Below are 2,176 nucleotides of genomic sequence, written 5' to 3'. Positions count from 1 at the left end.
GGGGGGATCCGACCCCCGCTGTCGTTTAGAGGGGCTCCCCGACCATGATCAAAGAGCTGGTGAGGCGTTCCAGGATGCGGGTGGTCGTGTCGCTGAAGGATAGGCTCCCGCTGGGGTTGCGCCGCCGAAAAGAGGGCAACACCACCAGGTCAAACCCTTGGGCCTCCTGCAAGAGGGCTTCGACGACATCGTCGCTGGCCAAGACCTTTACCTGGACAGGGCAGCTCAAGTCCGGCTGTTGGGCCAGGGACAAAAGCTGCGCCTCCAGCCACTGGCGATCGCTTTCGGGGGTGCTGGCGAGGCAGATGTGGAGCAAGGTAACCTCTCCCTGGTTGGCGGCAGCCAAGATCTCGGCTAAGCGCACTGCCCGAGCCGCCTGCGAGCGAAAGTTTTCCAGCGCCACCAGGATCCGCCGCAGCTTGTGAGAGGGCTGGAGCAGGCGCGCCACGGCAACCGGGCAATGGGCGGCCCAGAGGACGCTATTGATGACACTGCCGAAGAGGCGGGCCCGCAAGCGGGTGGGATCGCTCCAGCCCATGACGATGAGGCTGGCGTTCTGCTCACGGCTGGCGTGGCTGATCCCTTGGGCAACGTGACTGTCGATGCGGCTGAGGGGGGTAACTTCTACTCCCGAGGCCTGACAAAACTCCACTGCCCGCCGCAGCAGATCCTCGCCGTGTTCTAGAGAGTCCTGCAGCAAGGGAGAGTCCATGTGCAGGTGGCCGGTCGCCACCGCGAGGGGAACCACCCGCCCGCCCTCGTGCTTGGCCAGGAGGCAGGCCATCTCCAGCAGGTTTTCCTCGGTTTCGGGATTGGCCAGCGGCACCACGACCACGTAGGGCGGGGAAGGCGGCGCTGCAGAGGCGGGAGCGACCCCTGCGGCAGATGGAAGCCGACCCTGTTCCTCCTCCATAGCCATTTGCGTGGCCGCCCGACTGGTCAAAATTGGGCCCAGGGTGGCCGTAACCAACATCAACACCACCACGCTGTTGAGCACCTCTGCATTGAGCAACCCCACGCGGTACCCCACCAGGGTTGCCGCCAAGGTGGCCGCCACCTGGGGTAAGGAAAGCGACCACATCATCAGCTTTTGCGCCGGGGTGTAGTGGTAGAGCCACTGACAGAGTTGGGCGGCAGCGTATTTGCTCAGGGTCAACCCCAGCAGGATACTCAACATCAGCCAAAGGGAGCTGAGGGTTTGTAGAAAGGCGCGCAGGTCGAGCAACAGCCCTATATCCACAAAAAAGACGGGGATGAACAAGATGCTGCCGACAAAGACGATCTTTTCTTTGACAGAGCCCTCCCGCAGCACATCGTTCACGGCTAGCCCCGCCAGAAAGGCGCCGATGATCTTCTCTACCCCAATCCATTGCGCCCCCAGAGCTGCCACAAACAGAGCCAGCAGCACAAACAAAAATTGGTTGCCCTCTTCGCTGCCGGTTACACGAAAAAACCGCTGCCCCAGCCAGTCCACCCCAAACAGCACCGCAGCCGCATACAGCAGCAGGGATCCCAGCAGCCGCATCACGCTCCAGAGGGAAAACTCGCCGCCGTGGATGCCGACGCAGACCGCCAAGACCAGCAGCGCGGCAATGTCGGTGAAGATGGTGCCGCCGATGGTGACCAGCACCGCCTCGTTTTTCACCAGGCCATAGCGGCTGACGATGGGGTAGCCCAGGGGAGTGTGAGAGGCAAACAGGGATCCCAGCAGGATGGCGGCGTTCCAGCCGAAGCCAAATAGCCGCCCAATGGCAGTGCCCACGGTTAGAGGGATGGCAAAGGTCAACAAGCCAAAGGTGGCGGAGCGGTTGCGGGTCTGCCGAAATTGCTCCAGGTCGATCTCCAGCCCGGCCACAAACAGCAGGTAGACCACGCCGATATCCGAGAGCAACTGCACCGTCGGCAGCTTTGAGCTCAGCAGGTTCAGCCCCTGCGGCCCCAGGGCGATCCCCGCCGCCAAAAGGCCCACCAGCCCCGGCAGGCGCAGCCGCTCAAAGAGCAGCGGCACCACCAGGATCACCCCCAGCAGTAGAGCAAACGAGAGGATAGGCTCCTCTTGCAAAAGTGAGCGTATGGCCTCCATCGGCCAGGCCCCTGGCTGGACGTCTCCCTAATTATGGAAGCAATCCTCCCAACTAGCCACGGGGAGACCTCGCCCGCCTCAACCCTCCCTTTC

At 62.8% G+C, this 2,176-nt stretch carries 1 protein-coding gene; it reads right to left on the bottom strand.

Translation table 11 applies throughout. The features are described 5' to 3' along the window. Positions 1–25 precede the first annotated feature (25 nt). The gene (locus NW857_RS04995) at positions 26–2,062 is read right to left on the bottom strand and encodes a cation:proton antiporter (protein WP_414368153.1); all 2,037 of its coding nucleotides are present in this window, start codon (positions 2,060–2,062) and stop codon (positions 26–28) included. Between the last annotated feature and the right edge of the window lie 114 nt (positions 2,063–2,176).

The sequence above is a fragment of the Synechococcus sp. H55.9 genome (assembly GCF_047462355.1).
Classification (GTDB): Bacteria; Cyanobacteriota; Cyanobacteriia; order Thermostichales; family Thermostichaceae; genus Thermostichus.
This window is presented reverse-complemented; position numbering and strand designations above follow the sequence as displayed.